This is a genomic window from Aeromonas sp. s5 (assembly GCF_040907865.1).
Lineage (GTDB): Bacteria > Pseudomonadota > Gammaproteobacteria > Enterobacterales > Aeromonadaceae > Aeromonas > Aeromonas dhakensis.
On record NZ_JBFOCO010000014.1, the window covers coordinates 156,912 to 176,115 of the forward strand.

General features: G+C 62.8%; 21 protein-coding genes. 8 read left to right on the top strand and 13 right to left on the bottom strand.

The window, feature by feature from the left end; translation table 11 throughout:
• Positions 1–282: 282 nt before the first annotated feature.
• The 3 genes from ftsX to ftsY all read right to left on the bottom strand — a co-directional run bounded on the left by ftsX (position 283) and on the right by ftsY (position 3,821).
• Positions 283–1,239, bottom strand: coding sequence for a permease-like cell division protein FtsX (gene ftsX, locus AB5Y94_RS10075; RefSeq protein ID WP_368205439.1), 957 nt, complete (start codon positions 1,237–1,239; stop codon positions 283–285).
• The gene (gene ftsE / locus AB5Y94_RS10080) at positions 1,239–1,907 is read right to left on the bottom strand and encodes a cell division ATP-binding protein FtsE (protein ID WP_005308049.1); all 669 of its coding nucleotides are present in this window, start codon (positions 1,905–1,907) and stop codon (positions 1,239–1,241) included. Before ftsE ends, ftsX begins: the two co-directional genes overlap by 1 nt.
• A gap of 90 nt (positions 1,908–1,997) precedes the next feature.
• On the bottom strand, positions 1,998–3,821 hold the full coding sequence (ftsY, locus tag AB5Y94_RS10085) for a signal recognition particle-docking protein FtsY (protein WP_368205440.1): 1,824 nt from the start codon (positions 3,819–3,821) through the stop codon (positions 1,998–2,000).
• 110 nt (positions 3,822–3,931) lie between these two features.
• Between ftsY and rsmD the strand changes: the two genes are divergently transcribed.
• Positions 3,932–4,561, top strand: a complete 630-nt coding sequence (gene rsmD, locus AB5Y94_RS10090; protein WP_065017357.1) for a 16S rRNA (guanine(966)-N(2))-methyltransferase RsmD — start codon at positions 3,932–3,934, stop codon at positions 4,559–4,561.
• Between the two features lie 120 nt (positions 4,562–4,681).
• A complete protein-coding gene (locus AB5Y94_RS10095; protein WP_065017356.1) occupies positions 4,682–4,993 on the top strand; it encodes a DUF1145 domain-containing protein in 312 nt (103 codons plus the stop codon).
• Between the two features lie 38 nt (positions 4,994–5,031).
• Here the strand turns inward: AB5Y94_RS10095 and AB5Y94_RS10100 are convergent, their stop codons facing one another.
• On the bottom strand, positions 5,032–5,397 hold the full coding sequence (locus tag AB5Y94_RS10100) for a YijD family membrane protein (protein WP_005308044.1): 366 nt from the start codon (positions 5,395–5,397) through the stop codon (positions 5,032–5,034).
• 20 nt (positions 5,398–5,417) lie between these two features.
• Entirely contained in the window at positions 5,418–6,038 is a 621-nt protein-coding gene (gene fabR / locus AB5Y94_RS10105) for an HTH-type transcriptional repressor FabR (protein WP_005308043.1), read from the bottom strand.
• A gap of 149 nt (positions 6,039–6,187) precedes the next feature.
• On the opposite strand from fabR, the gene AB5Y94_RS10110 reads away from it, so the two are divergent.
• Positions 6,188–7,306, top strand: a complete 1,119-nt coding sequence (locus tag AB5Y94_RS10110; RefSeq protein WP_065017355.1) for a fatty acid desaturase — start codon at positions 6,188–6,190, stop codon at positions 7,304–7,306.
• A gap of 476 nt (positions 7,307–7,782) precedes the next feature.
• Here AB5Y94_RS10110 and AB5Y94_RS10115 read toward each other — a convergent pair whose 3' ends face one another.
• Positions 7,783–9,036, bottom strand: coding sequence for a phospholipase D family protein (locus AB5Y94_RS10115; RefSeq protein WP_368205441.1), 1,254 nt, complete (start codon positions 9,034–9,036; stop codon positions 7,783–7,785).
• A 77-nt stretch (positions 9,037–9,113) separates the two neighbouring features.
• Between AB5Y94_RS10115 and AB5Y94_RS10120 the strand changes: the two genes are divergently transcribed.
• A complete protein-coding gene (locus AB5Y94_RS10120; protein WP_005308040.1) occupies positions 9,114–9,260 on the top strand; it encodes a hypothetical protein in 147 nt (48 codons plus the stop codon).
• A gap of 7 nt (positions 9,261–9,267) precedes the next feature.
• Here the strand turns inward: AB5Y94_RS10120 and AB5Y94_RS10125 are convergent, their stop codons facing one another.
• The 3 genes from AB5Y94_RS10125 to tatA form a co-directional block, all read right to left on the bottom strand.
• Positions 9,268–10,692 carry a lytic transglycosylase F gene (locus AB5Y94_RS10125; RefSeq protein WP_026141109.1) on the bottom strand — a complete coding sequence of 475 codons (1,425 nt, stop codon included), beginning with the start codon at positions 10,690–10,692 and terminating at the stop codon, positions 9,268–9,270.
• 213 nt (positions 10,693–10,905) lie between these two features.
• Positions 10,906–11,208, bottom strand: a complete 303-nt coding sequence (locus AB5Y94_RS10130) for a YfcZ/YiiS family protein (protein WP_336291470.1) — start codon at positions 11,206–11,208, stop codon at positions 10,906–10,908.
• 14 nt (positions 11,209–11,222) lie between these two features.
• Positions 11,223–11,384, bottom strand: a complete 162-nt coding sequence (tatA, locus tag AB5Y94_RS10135; protein ID WP_005308036.1) for a twin-arginine translocase TatA/TatE family subunit — start codon at positions 11,382–11,384, stop codon at positions 11,223–11,225.
• A gap of 273 nt (positions 11,385–11,657) precedes the next feature.
• Here tatA and AB5Y94_RS10140 point away from each other — a divergent pair, with 273 nt between their 5' ends.
• Positions 11,658–12,626: a LysR substrate-binding domain-containing protein gene (locus AB5Y94_RS10140; protein ID WP_017408788.1), complete on the top strand. Its 969-nt coding sequence runs from the start codon at positions 11,658–11,660 to the stop codon at positions 12,624–12,626.
• A 140-nt stretch (positions 12,627–12,766) separates the two neighbouring features.
• Here the strand turns inward: AB5Y94_RS10140 and AB5Y94_RS10145 are convergent, their stop codons facing one another.
• Positions 12,767–13,366: a YhgN family NAAT transporter gene (locus tag AB5Y94_RS10145; protein WP_010635400.1), complete on the bottom strand. Its 600-nt coding sequence runs from the start codon at positions 13,364–13,366 to the stop codon at positions 12,767–12,769.
• Positions 13,367–13,466: 100 nt separating this feature from the next.
• On the bottom strand, positions 13,467–13,712 hold the full coding sequence (locus AB5Y94_RS10150) for a YecH family metal-binding protein (protein ID WP_017785721.1): 246 nt from the start codon (positions 13,710–13,712) through the stop codon (positions 13,467–13,469).
• Between the two features lie 208 nt (positions 13,713–13,920).
• Between AB5Y94_RS10150 and AB5Y94_RS10155 the strand changes: the two genes are divergently transcribed.
• The gene (locus tag AB5Y94_RS10155) at positions 13,921–15,204 is read left to right on the top strand and encodes a dicarboxylate/amino acid:cation symporter (RefSeq protein WP_005308029.1); all 1,284 of its coding nucleotides are present in this window, start codon (positions 13,921–13,923) and stop codon (positions 15,202–15,204) included.
• A 14-nt stretch (positions 15,205–15,218) separates the two neighbouring features.
• Here the strand turns inward: AB5Y94_RS10155 and AB5Y94_RS10160 are convergent, their stop codons facing one another.
• Both AB5Y94_RS10160 and AB5Y94_RS10165 read right to left on the bottom strand, forming a co-directional pair.
• The gene (locus tag AB5Y94_RS10160; RefSeq protein ID WP_005308027.1) at positions 15,219–15,533 is read right to left on the bottom strand and encodes a DUF2007 domain-containing protein; all 315 of its coding nucleotides are present in this window, start codon (positions 15,531–15,533) and stop codon (positions 15,219–15,221) included.
• A 55-nt stretch (positions 15,534–15,588) separates the two neighbouring features.
• Entirely contained in the window at positions 15,589–16,491 is a 903-nt protein-coding gene (locus AB5Y94_RS10165; RefSeq protein WP_005308024.1) for a LysR family transcriptional regulator, read from the bottom strand.
• A 96-nt stretch (positions 16,492–16,587) separates the two neighbouring features.
• On the opposite strand from AB5Y94_RS10165, the gene AB5Y94_RS10170 reads away from it, so the two are divergent.
• Complete coding sequence (locus AB5Y94_RS10170; protein ID WP_005308022.1) at positions 16,588–17,640, top strand: HlyD family secretion protein; 1,053 nt, start codon at positions 16,588–16,590, stop codon at positions 17,638–17,640.
• Entirely contained in the window at positions 17,640–19,193 is a 1,554-nt protein-coding gene (locus AB5Y94_RS10175) for a DHA2 family efflux MFS transporter permease subunit (protein WP_017764707.1), read from the top strand. Before AB5Y94_RS10170 ends, AB5Y94_RS10175 begins: the two co-directional genes overlap by 1 nt.
• The last annotated feature ends 11 nt before the right edge of the window (positions 19,194–19,204 follow it).

The following is a 19,204-nucleotide window of genomic DNA, read 5'->3' on the forward strand; positions in this document are numbered from 1 at the left end:
AATGAAGGACCCCCGAAAAGTAGCATGCTAAGTCCATTGTTGCGGAGCTCGCAACCTTCACATGCTTGCCAAGTCAGACGAGCAAGGCATAGGGGCCACACCCGTATAAATTCTTCGCAATTGTAGACTGCTTATAAATCAGAAGGTTCACAGGATCCAGAGAAGATCCTGAAGACTGGTGCTATCCAGATTACTCCCAGAACGGTGGCCGTGCCAGAAACGGCCACTCTTTTACTTGATCCAGGTCGCAAAATCCAGCGCTTTGAAACGCTGATAAATTAATCAGGACGGTTCGATGTCGCGAATGTGGCGATGGACCGAAAACCAGGAGGCGATCAGCCCCAGCAGGGCCCCCAGCATGATCAGGTTGATCCCGTCCACCGCTCCCATGCCCACCAGCCGGAAGTTGCTGTTGTAGAGACCCGCCAGCTCCTTCACCACCCCTTCGCTCCAGATCACCATCACCTCGGTCAGCCACCAGGCCAGCATGCCGCCAATGACCCCGAACCAGATGCCGGTATAAAGGAAGGGACGATGGATAAACGCATCGGTCGCCCCCACCAGCTTGAGCACTTCGATCTCGGAACGCTGGTTGAGGATATTCAGGCGCAGGGTGTTACCGACGATCAGCAATACCGCGGAGAGCAGCAACACGGCGATGCCGGTGATGGTGTGACGCAGCAGGTTCATGATCCCCTGCAGCCGGGTCAGCCACTGCAGATCCAGCTTGCCCTGCTCGACCCCGTCTTCGTTGCTCAACTTGTTGAGCAGCTCGGCCGCCCCTTCCGGGTTCTGCCAGCGCGGATCCGGGATCACGCTCAACACCGGCGGCAGCGGGTTGCTGTCGAGGTAGTCGAGCGCATCGCCAAAGCCGGAGATCTCGCGAAACTCCTTGAGCGCCTCATCCCGGCTCATGTAGGTGACCGACTCCACCTCCGGGTAGAGCAGGATCCGCTGCTTCATGTCGAGGATGTTCTGCTCAGGCAGATCCTTGCGCAGGTAGAGGGAGATCTGGGAACTGGTCTGCCAGCTCCCCTCCACCACCTCGGCGTTTTTCAGCAGCACGTGGAAGCAGGAGGGCAGCGCCAGGCTGACCCCCAGCACCGCCAGCGTCATCAGGGAGGCGAGCGGATTGCGCCACAGCTCCCCCAGACTGGCAAAGGCCTGGCGGGCGTGGTCAACCCAGTACATCATGAAACGCCGCAGCGGCGGCTGTTTGTGACGCGCACGAATGGCCATCAGAGCTCCTCCCCGGACGAATACATGCGACCCGCCTTGAGGGTCAGGGTGCGATAGCGCATGCGGGCAATCAGCCCCAGATCGTGGGTGGCAATCAGCACGGAGACGCCGAAGCGGTTGAACTCCTCGAACAGCCGCATGATGTCCATGGAGAGCTGGGGATCCAGGTTGCCGGTTGGCTCATCCGCCAGCAGCAGCGGCGGCTTGTTGACGATGGCACGGGCGATGCCGACCCGCTGCTGTTCACCGCCGGAGAGCATGCGCGGCTGGTAGCGCTCCTTGCCGAGCAGCCCCACCTTGTCGAGCGCAGCGGCCACCCGCTTGTTGATGTCCCCATGGCTGTAACCGTCGATCACCAGCGGCAGCGCCACGTTGTCGAACACGGTGCGGTCCATCAGCAGGCGGTGATCCTGAAAGATCATGCCGATCTGGCGGCGCACATAGGGGATCTCCCCCCGCTTGATATGGCTGACGTCGTCGCCATGAAAGAAGACACGGCCGTCGGTCGGCCGTTCCATTACGCTGATGAGTTTGAGGAGGGTACTCTTGCCTGCGCCCGAGTGCCCGGTCAAAAAGGCCATCTCCCCCTTGCGCAGATGAAAACTGACCTTCTGCAGCGCCTGATGGCCGCCGCTGTAAACCTTGCTGACCTTGTCAAAACGGATCATAACGGTTCCCTGACAGTGACAAGCCCCGACCTGGGTCGGGGCAGGGGGCGCTCAACTCACGGCGCCCGAGCTTGCTCATCGCGAAGACACTCACTCCTCGCGACTGAAAAGCGCCTCGATGAAGTCGTTGGCGACGAACGGACGCAGATCGTCGATCCCCTCGCCCACCCCGATGTAGCGGATCGGAATCTGGAACTTGTCGGCCACCGCGAAGATGACGCCGCCCTTGGCGGTGCCATCCAGCTTGGTGAGGGTGATGCCGGTCAGGCCCACCGCCTCGCTGAACAGCTTGGCCTGGCTCAGGGCGTTCTGGCCGGTGCCTGCGTCCAGGGTCAGCATGATTTCGTGGGGCGCCGCATCGTCCAGCTTCTTCATCACCCGTACCACCTTCTTGAGCTCTTCCATCAGGTTGCTCTTGTTCTGCAGGCGGCCGGCGGTATCGGCGATCAGCACGTCGGCCCCGCGCGAGCGAGCTGCCTCGATGGCATCATAGATGACGGAGGCGGAGTCGGCGCCGGTGTGCTGGGCAATCACCGGAATGTTGTTGCGCTGACCCCACACCTGCAGCTGCTCGACGGCGGCGGCGCGGAAGGTATCGCCAGCGGCCAGCATCACGCTCTTGCCCTCGGCCTGGAACTGCTTGGCCAGCTTGCCGATGGTGGTGGTCTTGCCGACCCCGTTCACGCCCACCATCAGGATGACGTAAGGCTTCTTGTCGGTGTCGATCACCAGCGGCTGCTCGACCTTGGCCAGCATCTCGCCCATGTCCTGCTTGAGCAGGCCGTAGAGCGCCTCGGCATCCTTGAGCTGCTTGCGATCCGCATGCTGCACCAGCCCCTCGATGATACGGGTGGTGGTGTCGACACCGAGATCCGCTGTCAGCAGCTGGGTCTCCAGCTCCTCGAACAGCTCGTCGTCGATCTTCTTGCCACGGAACAGGCCGAAGAAGCCGGAACCGATATTCTCCTTGGTGCGCACCAGGCTGCGCTTGAGGCGGGCGAAGAAGCCCTCCCGCTGCGGCTTGTCCTGGGTGTCGTCGTCCACCTTGGCGGCCAGCGGCAGAGCTGCGAGGGCAGCGGCCTCAGCCTCCATCGCGGCGACCAGGCGCAAATCTTCCGCTCGCTGGGCCTCTTTGGCGATCCGGGCTTCCTCGGCAGCCTGCGCTTCAGCGGCAATACGAGCCTCTTCCGCGGCACGAGCTTCGGCAGCAATACGAGCCTCTTCTGCCGCGCGGGCATCGGCAGCAATGCGAGCCTCTTCTGCGGCGCGTGCTTCGGCGGCAATGCGAGCCTCCTCTGCGGCGCGGACTTCGGCGGCAACGCGAGCCTCTTCTGCCGCACGGGCTTCGGCAGCAATGCGCGCCTCTTCGGCAGCGCAGGCCTCGGCAGCAATGCGAGCCTCCTCTGCGGCGCGGACTTCGGCGGCAACGCGAGCCTCTTCTGCCGCGCGGGCTTCGGCGGCAAGACGGGCCTCTTCTGCGGCGCGGGCTTCGGCGGCAACGCGAGCCTCTTCCGCCGCGCGGGCTTCGGCGGCAATGCGATCCTCTTCGGCAGCCTCAGCGGCTTGCGCCTCGGCAGCCGCACGCTCCTCTTCGGCGATCAGGGCTTCATTGACGATCACCGGCTCCAGATCGGAGGCACACTCCTCCACCACCAGCGGACCATGGTCGTCCAGCTCGGCAGGCGGGCAGCAATCATCGTGCAAAACGGAATTCTGTGCGCTGGCGGGCACTTCAGCAGCGACGGCCGGCGTACTATCGGAAACAGTCGTCTCGGAAACGGGAGCGGGAGCGGGGTGAGCCGCGACTTCGGGCTCAGCGGTAGTCGGGGTGGCTTGCGGTGTCTGTGGTTGGACAGCCTCAGCCTCTTCTTTCTTGCGGCCGAAACCCAGCCAGGAAAACAAACCTTTTGCCATCTAAAAATACTCACATCAAAGGCTGACTGCTAAGATAGCCGTCCCTCGGCGGGTCGGCATAAAAATGAACCGCCTTATACTATCACTTTATTTTCTGACGACGAAACGCGATGCCCAGAGTGAAATCCAGCCGTAACGGCCCGAGCAAGAGCCCAGCCCCGCAGGGGAAATCGGGCTTTGTAAGAATCATCAGCGGCCAGTGGCGAGGCCGCAAACTGCCGGTCAGGGATGTGGAAGGACTCAGACCCACCACGGATCGCGTCAAGGAGACCATCTTCAACTGGCTGGCTCCCCATGTGCGCGGCACCCGCTGCCTGGATCTGTTCGCCGGCAGCGGCGGGCTGGGGCTGGAGGCGCTATCGCGTTACGCCGAGCAGGTCACCCTGATCGAGATGGACAGGGGCGCCGCCGAGCAGATCAAGAAGAACCTGACCACCCTCGGTAGCAGCCAGGGTCAGGTGATCCAGGCCGATGCCGTCAGCTGGCTGCAGGGGCCGGCCACGCCGTTCGACCTGGTGTTTCTCGACCCCCCCTTTCGCCGCGAGTTGCTGCCCCAGGTGTGCGAGCTGCTGGAGCTGCGCGGCTGGCTGGCGCCGGACGCCCTAATCTATCTGGAGCGAGAGAAGGAGATGGCCGATCTGCCGCTGCCGGCCAGCTGGCAACTGCTCAAGGACAAGCAAGCGGGTCAGGTCTGCTACCAGCTCTATCTGCGAGAGATCAAGAATGACGCCGCGGTTTAACAGCCGGGTGGCTGGGGAAGATGGGCACGAGCCCCTCCCCGTCAATCTGGACAACGACTCAAGGACAAACAGGCCGATCAAATCAGGTCTGCTATCAACACTATGTGCGGGAGGTAAACGATGAAGCGGGTGTTTAATCTGTTGGCGATGGGTCTGATCCTGTTCTTCTGGTTCGGCGTGCTGGTCAGCCTGATCGCCCCGCTGCCGGGCAAGCTCAATGGCTTCCTGCCGGTGTGCGGCGTGATCGTGATCCTGATGCACTGGGTGCAGGCCAGTATGGTCAAGGCTGCCTGCAAGCCCTACTTCGCGGTTAGCCGGCTCGAGTTTACCCAGGTGCTGGTGTTCGGGGTGTTCGGCATGGTGGAGATCCGCGCCAAGCTGCAGGCCATCGTCGATGCCAAGCGGCGCGGCGAAGACAACAAAGCCGGGTGATCCCGGCTCTGTCATGGTGGTGATGGAAGGAGTGCTGGTCACTCCTTCTCTTTTTTCCCCACGCTGATGCCGAGCTTGATGGAGAGCACGGCCAGCAGCAGCAACATCATGATCAGCGAGAAGAAGTTGCTGCCAAGCTCTGGGTACTGCACCTTGACCAGCGCCGAATGGCCGAACACGCCGATGAAGAAGCTGAGCAGCATGCAGACCGGGGTGTTGCCCTCCAGCGAGACATGACGGTAGTGCTGGTATAGCTGATAGGCGGCCAGCACGAAGGCGATCATCGGGAAGAAGGAGAAGGGCACCGCAGACTCTGACAAGACCGTCAGGGAGGCATCACCACAGATGCCGATGAGCAGGGCCAGCAGCAGGGGTTTCTTCGGAATCGTGTTCTGGTCATGCATGGAGCTGTCCATCCTTTGACTTAAGAGAGAGGTTCACGGCGCTTCTGGTTCTGGACCTCGGCGCCCATGGCGATCATGCGCAGCTGACGGATGGTGCGATCGGACAAGGCCCGGCACTCCTCGCTGGTCATGTCGAGGGCGTCGGCACCGGCACTGAAGACGATGGTCACCATGGCCTCGGCCTGGATGTAGGCCTCTTCCCGCGGCGCCCCCGTGGTGGCTTCGAGGTAGTCGGTCAGCTCGGCGATGAAATGCTGGATCTCCCGCGCCACCGCCTGGCGAAATGCAGCAGAGGTGCCGGAGCGCTCGCGCAGCAGCAGCCGGAAGATGTTCGGGTTGTTCTCGACGAACTCCATGAACGTCTGTACCGAGGTACTGATGACGCTGCCGCCACCCGCAATGCGCTGACGCGCCTGGCGCATCAACTGGCGCAAGGTCAGGCCGCCTTCATCCACCAGGGTCAGCCCCAGCTCCTCCATGTCGCGAAAATGACGATAGAAGGAGGTGGGCGCAATGCCGGCCTCCCGCGCCACTTCCCGCAGACTGAGGTTGGAAAAGCTGCGATTGGCGCACAGTTGGCTGAACGCCGCCTCGATCAGAGTACGCCGGGTTTTTTCTTTTTGTTGCGCGCGAATACCCACGAAAACAGTCACCTTCAGGTTATCGAGGCCAAATGATAACCCGAAGGCTGCGCCAGGATCAGGTTTGTCTCCTACTTTTTTACCATTGACCCCAATTCCGGCTGCATGGAAAATAGCGCACAGCTGTTCGCTGAAAGGAACCGAGTGAGATGGAACGCCCCCCGATCATCATGACCAACACCCTGCTGTTCGCCCTCTCCGGGCTGACCGCCCTGATCGCCGTGCCCTGGTACGGCATGACCCATGGCTATGACCTCTGGCAGTGGGGCAGCTTCCTGCTGCTGTTCTGCTATTGCGGCATCTCCATCACCGCCGGCTACCACCGGCTCTGGTCGCACAAGGCCTACAAGGCGCACCCGATCCTGCAGTGGATCTTCGCCATCGGCGGCGCCCTCGCCCTGCAAAACTCGGCGCTGCACTGGTCTTCCGATCATCGTCGCCACCACCGCCACGTGGATGACAACCAGAAGGATCCCTACAGTGCGGGCCGCGGCTTCTGGTTCTCCCACATCGGCTGGATGCTGCGGGAATATCAGCGCGACATCTACCACGACTACAGCAACGTGCGGGATCTGCAGAACAACCCCGTGGTCGCCTTCCAGCACAGGCACTATCTGGCGCTGACCCTGGCCACCAACATCGGCATCCCGCTGCTGCTGGGGCTCGTCCACGGCGATCTGCTCGGCATGCTGCTGCTGGCCGGGGTGCTGCGCATGGTGATGACCCATCACACCACCTTCTTCATCAACTCCCTGGCCCACATCTGGGGCAGTCAGCCCTTCACCGACCGCAACAGCGCGCGGGACAACGGCATCCTGGCCTTCTTCACCTTCGGCGAGGGCTACCACAACTTCCACCACCTGTTCGAGAACGACTATCGCAACGGCATCCGCTGGTGGCAGTTCGATCCTACCAAGTGGCTGATCCGCAGTGCCGCCTGGTGCGGGCTGGCACGGGATCTGCGCGCCTGCCCGGAAGAGCGGATCGAGCAGGCCAGGCTGGAGATGCAGCTGAAACGGGCCCAGGCCAGGCTGCACAGACAGGACGACAGGGAGCTGTGGCAGGCGTTGCTGCAAGAGGAGTACGACAAGCTGAGCCAGCAGCTGCAGCACTACTACGCCAGCCGCAAACGCCTGCTGGAGCAGCGCAAGCGCAAGGCGCTGGCCCGCTACGACCAGCTGAAACTGCAGCTGGAGTATCGCAGCCTGCACGATGCCTTCACCGTGGCCAAACGCAACTGGAGCCGCCTGTTGGCAGGCATCGCCTGATCATCGGCCGTCAGACTACGCAAACAAAAAGACCGCCAATCGGCGGTCTTTTTGTTCAGCCCAGCCAGCAGGCCATAAAAAATGGGGTGACACTCGCATGTCACCCCCTCGCAAATAGCATGTTCCATATTGGAATCCGGTCCCGTCGGGTTCCTCTCCTGTTTCCTGAGTTTCCGCTACCCATCTGAAGCAGGCTCCGGCTGGAGCGATCCAGTCGGCCGATTCCCTTCACGACCCTCTTCCGCACGACGGCAAGCCGCCGTGTTGTCCTTGCAGTTGAAATATTACGCAGATAAATAAAATAAAAAACTGATATATTTGGCCATCTATGCAAGCATCTGCCGCTCATCCAACTTCAACCAGAAAACAATCTGATTAAAAACAATACGATAAATCACCCCATCGCCATTGGATGGCAAACGTTATCCTCGAAGGCGCACAAGGCTTTGCGAGATCTCGCACAAGCCGTGATCCACTCACAACCAGCGCTGCAACGGCAACCAGTCACTGACCCTAGCCAGCAGGCGGCGCAGGGTCGAGGGCGGGGCAGCCACCGAGTGGGATGAACGCTGCTGCCAGGTCGTCAGCCACTGCTGCAACTCCGCGCACAGCGCGGGGCAGGCCAGATGCAGTACCAGCTCGGTGTTGAGCAGCAGGGAGCGCGGATCCAGATTGAAGCTGCCGAGTAGCGCCTCCTCCTCCCCCACCAGGATCAGCTTGGCGTGCAGGCTGAGAGATGCCCCCTCCAGCTCCGACAGCGCTATGCCCTGGCGTATCAGCCAGGGGCGGTGACGGCGGTAGGCGCCGTACACCAGCGGCACATCCGTGCTGGCCAGGGAGTTGGTCAGGATGTCGATGGTCACCCCCGCCTGGCGCTGCTGCCTGAGCCGGCGGCGCAGACCCCGGGTCAGGATGAGATAGGGGGTGACCAGGCGCAATGTGCCCTGATTGTCGGCCAGTTTGCGCCAGAGCAGGCGCGCCGTGGTGGGCCGGGATACCAGCCCCTTGCCAGGGCGGTCAAACCACACCTCGGCCCGCCCGGCATGCCAGCGCAGGGGGATGGGCTCGGGATCGAACAGGCTGGCCGGCAGGTCATAGACGGCCGCCACCTGCGGCTCGTTCAGGGTCAGCAGGAAGTCGTTCACCACCTGCGCCTCGGCCCGTTGCAGCGGGCGGCGCAACAGACGGCGGATCGGGTGGCTCCAGCGGCTGCGCCAGAATTGATCGAATCCCTGCTCGACCCGCTGGCAGAGCGGGCCGCGGCAGGCAAGATCCAGATCGACGAACTGGGGGGCACCGCCGAGTCCGAAGTAACGATCCCCGATATTGCGACCACCGATCACCGCCTGGCTGCCATCCACCAGCAGCAGCTTGTTGTGCATGCGGTGATTGATGCGGCGAAAGCTGAGCAACCCTTCCAGCAGCAGGGTCAGTGGCCGCCAGCCGCGCAACCAGAAGGGATTGAACAGACGCACCTCGATGCCCGGCTGGTGGGCCACCATCTCCAGGAAGCGGTTGTCGCCGGCATAGAGGTCGTCGATGAGCAGCTGCACCCGCACCCCGCGTTTGGCGGCATGCAGCAGCTCCGACAGCAGCAGCTTGCCGCTGCTGTCCTCCTCCCAGCTGTAGTACTGGGCCTGGATCCGGCTTCTGGCGCCGCGGATCAGCTGACAGCGCAGCTTGAGCGCCAGCTCGGGCTGGTCGATCAGGGCGAATTCAGCGGGGATCATGGCGTCATCCGCCTGTCATGAGGAAATGGCATAACGCTGGCTAAGGGCCTCGTAGCAACAGGATGAAGGAATTTACCATGGAACTCACGGATCGCCCCGCCATCAGTCACAGACCGCAGGCCAGTGAGCCGGATCCCTCGCCGAGCGGCCAGCTGACCCCCTGGTATCTGCAACACAGGGATCAGGCCTGGCAGCCTTTCACCTCGCCCGCCCCATCGCACTAGCCGGACGTCAGGGCTGGGCCACCGCCTCGATGGCGGCCGCCTTCCCCTCCAGCTGGGGCAGACTGAAGCGGTAGGCCACATAGTACTTGTAGATGGTGCTGACATAGTTGATGGGCCCCTGGCCCACCTCGTTGGCCACCAGCTGCTCCACGTTGCCGAACCAGACGTCGGGATCCAGTCCGGCGGCCTCGGCCTTGGCCCTGAGCGCTTGCACCCGGTTCGGGCCGGCATTGTAGGCCGCCAGCGCAAACAGGTGGCGGTTGAGCACGTCCAGCTTGGGATCGTTGAAATAGGTGTCGAGGATCAACCGCATGTAGCGGCAGGCCGCCTCCACGTTACCCTCCAGGCTGGCGAGGCGGGCGCCGCGAATGCCCACTTCGCTGCCGGTACTCGGCAACAGCTGCATGATCCCCACCGCCCCCCGTTCGGAACGGATATTGGCATTGAGGCCAGACTCCTTGTAGGCCAGCGCCGCCAGCATCAGCCAGTCCAGCCGGTACTTGTCGGCCTGCTGCTCCAGCACCTTGCGGATGGTCGACAACCGGCCCAGCGGATCCGGCGCCAATATGTTGCTCATCTGGTCGTTGCGAGCAAGCAGGCGGCGCAGGGCCATGTCGCTGTAAAGAGTGCGCTTGCCGGCATCGGCCAGATAGTCGTTGACCGCCTTGAGCAGCTCTGGGCTGTTGTTGCGCAGGGCCCAGGCGCTGCGGCCGTTGTCCCGCAGCGGGATCAACTTGTGGGCTCGCAGCCCGCTGATCATGCCGAGCCAGATCCGCCCCTTGAAGCTGTCGGTCACGGTGAGCGGTATGATGCCGGCCGCCACCATCTCCAGCAGATCCCCGTCCTGCAGGTATTCAGGCACGGTTTCGATATAGACGGGGGGCAGCCCCAGCTCGCGAAACAGCCAGTTGAGCTGGCGCAGGCTCTCGTAATAGCTGGAGCTGGCCCGCACCCAGACCCGCCGGCCTGAGAGTTGGGTAATGCGGTTGAAGGTCGGCAGGCTGTGCTGGCTCACCACCCACTCTTCGATGGGGGCGATCACCGGGTTGGAGAAGGTCACCTGCTCGCGCCGGGTCGGCGTCACCGTCATGTTGGCAGCCACCAGATCCCCCCGCCCCTCGGCGAGATAGTCCAGCAGCTTGTCCTGGCGCACCGGGATGTAGATGATCTTGAGCTTGATCTTCTCCTTGGCCAGGTAGGTCTGGTTCAGCCAGCGCTCGAACCCCTGCAGCTGGTTGACCAGGATGCCGTGCTGGGTCCCCTTGTCGAGGAAGAAAAAGCCCCGCTCATAGACCACCAGGGCCCTCAGCTCTTTCTTTTGCAATATGCTGGCGAGATCCCCTGGCTGGGGCAGCCGCTGCGGCTTGAGATCCGCCGCCAGCAGCGGCAGCGCCCACAGGAAGAGCAGGCTCCAGAGCCAGCGCCGCCTCATGGCGTCACCGCCAGTGGCTGTCCGGGCTGGTCAAACAGATGATGAGCGACGTGGAGGGGGGTGGCGAAGAGCCTGCGCTGAACCATGATGAGATCGCCTTCTGTTGGCCGACTCGCGTCGGGCAAAACCGTCTGTGGGATAACTAACTATAGAACGCAGACCCACAGCAGAAGGGTCAGCACGGCAGGCGAACCTGCCGTGTTTTCAGGGGGCTCAGATAGAGCGGGCACGCATCTCGAAAATGAGTTTTTCGGCGGTGCAGGTGAATTGCAGGCGGGCTTTCAGGATCACGCCGTTGGCGCCCTGGCTCAGTTCGCTGCTGCTCTTGGCTTCGGCGGAGACCTGCTTGGCCAGCGCCTCGTAGGCGGCCAGCTTGGCGCGGGCGTCGGCCTCTTCGGCGGCCTCGATCACCAGCTCCATCACATCGTCACCCTCGCCGATGATGGTGCCAATTTCGGCGAAGCAGCCGCAGCTGTCACAGGTCTCGTTCAATTCCACTTTATCTTCTACGGACATCATTCAACTCCCACTTATTTCGGCTGTGATTCATCGTCACGCAAGGCTTTACGAAAATCCCTGATGGCGGTGCCCAGATCTTCCCCGGCGCCGGCCAGGCGTTTGCTGCCAAACACCACGACCACGACGACGAGCAGGATCAACAAATGCCAGATATGAATTCCACCGAGTCCCATAGGGATACTCCTGACTGATAGATACCGATCGTTTGTATCAAAAGAAGGCGCAAAGATTGTTGGGCAAAATCAAGACAGGCGCAAGTTTGCAAATAAATCACCAAAAAATACGGCGACCCGAAGGCCGCCGTATTGCTTGATGCTACTTGTCCCCTCAACCACTACATCCTGTACCAGCCGCCATTGAAGGCGAGAGACGTTTCGAGCATAAGTTCGCCTAGATATGAAAACAAATGGTATAAATTCATCTAAGAATTGAAGAGGATTCATATCATGTTGCTGGAACAGCTGGGGCGTATCGACCTCAATCTATTGATAATCCTGCAAGTTTTGCTGGAAGAACGAAACGGCAGCCGGGCGGCCCGTCGCCTGCATCTGAGCCAGTCTGCCGTCAGCAAGGCGCTCGGCCGGCTGCGGGAAACCTTCGACGATCCCCTGTTCGTGCGCTCGGCCTACGGGCTGGAACCCACAGCACGCGCCCTCAGCCTGCAGCAGCAACTGCAGCCGATCCTGCTGTCGCTGGACAACCTGATCCAGCCGCCGGATTTTGACCCGACCACCACCGAGCGGGAGTTCGTCATCGCCAGCATGGACAGCGCCTTTACCCTGTTCGCGCCGCTCTACCTGAGCGAGCTGAAACGGCAGGCCCCCGGCATCCGGCTGCGCTACGAGGAGTGGACCGAGAACAGCCTGACCGAGATGAGCCAGGGCCAGGTGGACATCGCCTTCACGGTGCGGGAGAACTGCATCAACTCTGACTTTCGGCTCGACACCCTGCCCAACGCCATCTGTCAGCGGCTGCTCGCCATCGACGATCTGACCTGCCTGGTGCAGCACGACCACCCGGCCCTGCACGAACCCGAATGGGATCTCACCCGCTACCTGGCCTATCCCCACGTGCAGACCTATTGCGAGGGGCGCGACCGCTGGATGCTGGATCACAAGCTGGCGGAGCAGGATCTCTACCGCCGCATCGAGGCGACCGTGCCCTCCTTCGAGGCGGCGCTGCGGATGGGCATGCATTCGGACATGATAGTGACCCTCTCCCGGCTCTACGCCCGCCACGCCACCCAGGTCTATCCGCTGGTGCCGCTGCCGCTGCCCATCGCCCTCGACAGCATCTCCCATTTGCTGATCTGGCATCAGCGCCACGAGGAGGATCCGGGCCACCGCTGGCTGCGGGAAACCCTGCTAACCCTCATCATGGGCAAGCTGGAGCCCACTGCTGCCGAACCGGCCTGATACAGGTGCTAGGCCGCGAGCACCCGACAGAATGAGCAAGCTGGCCCCTTCGGCAGCCGCAGGCACCTGATAGCCAAAACGCCGGATCACAAACAAAAAAAACGGGGCTCGTCGAGCCCCGCGTCTTTCCTGTTAGCCAGTCAGTTCTGACCGGTCACCGCCAGGTAGTGGTGCACCCCGTCGAGCAGCATCTGCACCGAGATCATCACCAGCAGCATACCCATCAGCCGCTCCACCGCGGTGAGTCCTCGCTCACCCAGCAGCTTGTTGAAGACCTCGTAGAACATCAGGATCACGGCGCTGGCGCCCCAGGCCATCAGCAGGGCCAGCGACCAGTCCGCCATCCGGGTCGGCTCCTGGTTGGCCAGCAGCAGCAAGGATGCCAGGATCGAGGGGCCGGCAATCATGGGGATCGCCATGGGCACCAGGAAGGGCTCCTCCCCCGCGGCCAGCCCGGTCACCCCCCCTTCACTCGGGAAGATCATCTTGATGGCGATGAGGAACAGTATGATGCCGCCGGCGATGCTGACCGCCTCCTGGCGCAGATTGAGGAAATTGAGGATCTGCTGACCGACGAACAGGAAGGCCATCATGATCACCAGCGAGAACAGCAGCTCCCGCATCATCACCTTACGGCGTCGCTTGGGATCGATATGGCGGAGGATCGACAGAAAGACCGGCAGGTTGCCCAGCGGATCCATGATCAGAAACAACATGACGGCAGCGGAGAAAGTATCCATACAACGCCCAGGCCAAGCCTTCAACAGAGGAGGGGAAAGAGGGCGAATATAACAAAGGCGGCGGGATTCGGCGAGCGCAGCAGGCGCTCGCCGGCGGGGATCAACCGTGGTTGCAGATCTTGTCGGCGCGGGTCTGGAAACCCTGCTCCGATTCGACGAACTTGCCGCGCTTGGCCAGGAAGTCGATCAGGGCCTCGGCATCCATCTCGCTGGCGCTGCAGGTGTGGAAACGGGCATCCGCCCCGAAGCGTGCATCTATGGCCTGCTTGAGGCTGGCCCGGGTGAACTGGCCGCCCTGCGCCAACATCATCTCCATCACTTCGTGACCGTGTACCGATTGAGTCATTGCAAACCTCTTTAATAGACATATTTGATGCCTATTAAATCCTGCCCCACTGCCGACGACCTTGATATAGGCCAACAAATTGCCGATTTCCCTGCCCCCGTACTGGTGATGGTCACGGCTTTGTCGATAATGTGGCAACCTGAGCAGGGGATGGCTACACTAACGCCCCTTTTTGCCACCGCAGACCGAATATAAGGACATTGGCGTCATGCTGTTCCATGGACTGGCTTTCAAACCCTGGCGGATCTGGACCCGCCGTCCGCTCTGGTTGAAGACCCTGCTCGGCATGCTGACGGGGATCGGGCTCGGCGCCCTTTTCAGCGAACAGGCATTGCTGCTCAAACCCATTGGCGTGCTGTTCGTCAACACCATCCAGATGCTGATGGTGCCCCTCATCTTCTGTTCGGTCATCGCCGGCCTCACCTCGCTGCTCAAAGGCAAGGCCCTCGACCGCATCGCCGGCAAGGCCATCGGCCTCTACCTCTGTTCCACCGCTGTCGCCATCTGCATCGGCCTGATGATGGGCTGGCTGCTGGAACCCGGCATGGGTGCCAATATGGGGCCCTATGAGCGGGTCGGCATGGCGGAGTCCCCCACCTTGGCCAGCGTGCTGAGCCACCTGGTGCCGCGCAACCCGGTGCAGGCCATGGTGGATGGCAAGATCCTGCAGGTGATCGTGTTCGCGGTGGCCCTCGCCCTCGCCCTCAACGCCACCGGTCGGCGCGGCCGCCCCGCCATCCTCTTCTTCACCTCGCTGGCGGAGGGGATGTTCAAGCTGACCCAGATGGTAATGGCGCTGGCCCCTTACGGTGTCTGCGCCCTGATGGCCTGGATGACCGGCAAGTACGGCATGAGCCTGCTGCTGCCGCTGCTCAAGGTGATCGGCGCCGTCTACCTCGGCTGCCTGCTGCACGTGCTCGGCGTCTACAGCAGCCTGCTGATCCTGCTGGCCCGCCTCAATCCGCTGCACTACTTCAAGAGCATCGTCGATGCCCAGGCGGTGGCCTTCACCAGCAGCTCCAGCAACAGCACCCTGCCCATCAGCCTGGCCTGCGCCGAGCGCCGGCTCGGGGTCTCCCCCGCCATCACCGCCAAGGTGTTGCCCATCGGCGCCACCATCAACATGGACGGTACCGCCCTCTATCAGGGGGTGACCGCCCTGTTCGTGGCTCAGGCCTTCGGGGTGGATCTGCACCTGGTGGATTACCTGACCATCATCAGCATCGCCACCCTGGCCAGTATCGGCACGGCGGGCACGCCGGGCACCGGCCTGATGCTGCTGACGCTGACCCTGACCGCAGTGGGACTGCCGCTGGAGGGGGTGGCACTGATCGCCGGGATCGACCGGATCCTCGACATGGCGCGCACCACGGTCAACGTCTCCGGCGATATTCTGGTTTCCGTATTGATTGCCCGCAGCGAGCGGGAGCTGGATCTGGCGACCTATCACGACGCCAGCGCGGGGGAGGACATCGACTTCACCCTGCGCTGAGGCAGGGCGAGCGATTAATTTTCGTGGGGATCGTGGTGGCAGCGCCAGCAGACATCGAAGTTGGCGCCGTTCTCCTCCCCGCACTGACCGCACAGCCAGCCGTTGCCCTGGCGCTGCTGATAGCGTTCGATGACCCGCCCCGCCTTGCTGCGATCCTGCTCGCGCACCATCAGGGTCACCTGCAGCATGTCCACCGGCAGTTCGCCCAGGGCGCCCGACAGCGCCTCGCCATTGAGCCGCACCGGCACTCCTTCCACTTCCAGCGCCCCTTTCAGGGCGTGGGCCTCCAGCGAATGGGAAGCCCGATACAGATTGATCCAGTGATCCATGTCTTCCCCCTCAGATCCCCCGCGATGCCGTTACCACGGCACCGGCTCTGGCCGGCTACAGCAGGGTGTCTATGCCGTAGTCGGCCCCCTTGGCCACGATGAAATCGATGAACACCCGCAATTTTCGCGGCATCAGCCGCCGCTCCGGAAACAGCAGGTAAATGGGTACCCTGGGCTGCTGCCACTCGGGCAGCACGGACACCAAGGTTCCGCTCGCCAGCTCCTCGTGGCAGAGCATGGCGGGCAGAGAGGCGAGCCCCAGCCCGGCCTTCGCCGCCTCTCGGGCACAGGTTATATTATTAACCCGAAAGCGGGAGGGAGGGTCAACCAGCACCTCCTTGTCATCCCGCTCGAAGCACCAGTGCGAGGCCAAAAAGCCGCTGGTCACCGCCACCCGCTCATGTTGCACCAGATCCTCGGGATGAGTGATGGCGGGGCTGCGTGCCAGGTACGCCGGGCTGGCACAGATCAGGCGGGCGTTGCTCCACAGCCGCCGCGCCGCCAGGTTCGAGTCGCTCATGTCGCCGATCCGCACGATCGCATCCAGCCCCTCGTTGATGGGATCCACGATGCGATTGGTCAGCTCCAGCTCCACCTGCAGACCGGGATAGGCCTGCAGAAACTCCGCCACCAGTCGGCCCACCACCAGCTGCCCTGCCTCGATGGGCACCGCCAGCTTGAGGGTGCCGGTCACCTCCTGCTGGCTGGCGCTCACCATCAGCTCGGCCTGGGCCAGCTCGTCCACCGCCTTGCTGCAACGCAGATAGTACTGCTCGCCAGCCTCGGTCAGGGTGAGCTGGCGGGTCGAGCGGTAGAGCAGCCGCACGCCGAGACGCTGCTCCAGCTCGGCGATGCGCCGGCTCACCGTCGCCTTGGTCATGCCCAGCTCCTGGGCGGCCGCCGTGAAGGAACCCTTGTCGACGATCCGCACTAGAATCAATGCAGCGTTCAGATCCATTGTTGCACCAGTGAAACTGTATATCTCATAAATGGATACTAATCGAAACAGTTGGCCAGTGTTAGCCTGCCTCTCTTAAGTTCAGGAATCCCCCACATGAGTCAACACAAGAAGATCCCCCTGCTGGCCGCCATGATACTGGCCCTGCTCGGCCTGCTGTTTGCCGGTTACTGGTATCTGCACGGCCGCTACTTCGAGAGCACCGACAACGCCTACCTGCAAAGCGAGGTGACCGGCATCGGCTCCAAGCTCTCCGGCTACATCAGCGAAGTGCTGGTGACCGACAACCAGCCGGTGAAGGCCGGCCAGCTCATCGCCCGCCTCGACGACCGGGAGTACAAGACCAAGGTGGCCGAGGCCGAGGCCGACCTGCGCCTCAACCAGGCGACGGCGGAAAATCTCGCCGCCACCCGCACCCAGCAGCTGAGCCTCATTCGCCAGGCCGAGGCCAAGGTCAGCTCGGCCAATGCCGAACAGGTTCGGGCCCAGCAGCAGGTGCGCCGCGTCAGCCAGCTCAACCAGCGCCACTACAGCTCCCAGGACAGCCTGGACGAGGTACGCGCTGGTTTGCAGGTCAATCAGGCCCAGGAGCAGGAGGCCAAAGCGGCCCTGCAGGCCGCCCGCGAGCGGCTGCTGGTGCTGGATGCCGAGGCCAAGCAGAACCAGGCCAAGCTGGCATTGAGTGCCGCCCAGCTGGAGCAGGCCAAGCTGGAGCTGGCCTATACCGAGCTGCGGGCCCCGGCCGACGGCATCATCGGCAAGCGCAGTCTGCGGGCCGGGCTCTACGTCCAGTCCGGCATGCAGGTGGCCAGCCTGGTGCCGCTGCAGCAGGTGTGGGTCGAGGCCAACTTCAAGGAGACCCAGCTGCTCCACATGCAGCCCGGCCAGAAGGTGGAGGTGATCCTGGATGCCTACCCGGATCAGCCGGTCGAGGGGATCATCGACAGCCTGGCGCCGGCCACCGGCGCCAAGTTCGCCCTGCTGCCGCCAGAGAACGCCACCGGCAACTTCACAAAGATCGTGCAACGGGTACCGGTCAAGATCCGCATTCCGGATCCGGGCGCCCTGGCGGGCAAGCTGTTGCCTGGCCTCTCCACCGAGGTGATCGTCGACACCCGCAGCCCTGATCCCGTGGTCGCCGCCAACTGATGGACGCCATACCACGCCGCAACTGGATCGCGGTCATGGGGGGCCTCATCGGCGCCTTCATGGCCATCCTCGACATCCAGATCACCAACGCCTCCCTGAAGGACATTCAGGGGGCTCTGTCGGCCACCCTGAGCGAGAGCTCCTGGATCTCCACCTCCTATCTGGTGGCGGAGATGATCGCCATCCCGCTGAGCGGCTGGTTGAGCCGGGGGCTGAGCGTGCGGCGCTACCTGCTGTGGACCACCGGCGCCTTCATCGTCGCCTCCGTGCTCTGCTCGTTCAGTTGGAACCTCACCAGCATGATCGTCTTTCGGGCGCTGCAGGGCTTCACCGGCGGGGCGCTGATCCCCATGGCCTTCTCCCTCATCGTCAGCCTGCTGCCGCTGCACAAGCGAGCCACCGGCATGGCGCTGTTCGGCCTGTGCGCCACCTTCGCCCCTGCCATCGGCCCGACCCTGGGCGGCTGGCTAACCGAGCAGATGTCCTGGCACTACATCTTCTACCTGAACGTGCCGCCGGGACTGCTAGTGATGGCCATGCTGGCCCACGGGCTGGACAAGAAGCCGGTGGACTGGGAGGTGATCAAGCGGGTGGATCTCATCGGCATCCTTACCATGGCAGTGGGGCTTGGCCTGTTGGAAGTGGTGCTGGAAGAGGGCAACCGGGAGGACTGGTTCGGTTCCAGCTTCATCGTGCGGCTCACCGTCATCTCGGTGGTGGCGCTGGTGTTCTTCGTCATCAGCCAGCTGCTGCGCCGCCACCCGCTGGTCAACCTGCGGCTGCTGCACAACCCGCGCTTCGCGCTGGCCTGCTTCGCCTACCTGGTGCTCGGCATGGCGTTGATGGGCTCCATCTATGTGCTGCCCCTCTACATGACCCAGATCCACAACTACAACGCGCTGGAAATCGGCGAGGTACTGATGTGGATGGGGTTGCCCCAGCTGCTGGTGCTGCCCTTGGTACCCAAGCTGACCCACAAGATAGATCCGCGCTATCTGGTCAGCTTCGGTTTTCTGGTGTTCGCCGTCAGCTGCTTCATGAACATGAACATGAGCGCGGACTACGCCGGGCCCCAGCTGATCCAGTCGCTCATCGTGCGGGCGCTGGGGCAGCCCTTCATCATGGTGCCGCTCTCTCTGGTGGCGACCGCCAGCCTGACGCCGGACGAGATTCCCTCCTCCTCCACCCTGCTCAACGTGCTGCGCAACTTGGGCGGCGCCTTCGGCATCGCCATCATAGCCACCCTGATCGACAACGACACCCGCACCCATGTCAGCCAGATCGGCAGTACCCTGGCCGCCACCAGCATAGAGGGACAAGCCTATCTGCTGCAGCTGGCCCAGAGCATGATGGCCCAGGGCTCCGGCCCCGAGCTGGCCCGTCTGCAGGCCCAGGCCATGCTGTCGAACACCATCAGCCGCGAGGCGGCCATCATGGCCTACAACCAGGTGTTCTTCGTGATGGGTATCTTCCTGCTGATCGCTAGCGCCCTGATGCTGCTGCTCAAGCAGCCGGCCCCGAGGGCGCCGGATGCCGAACCGGTCGAGGCGTGAAAAGAGTGAGA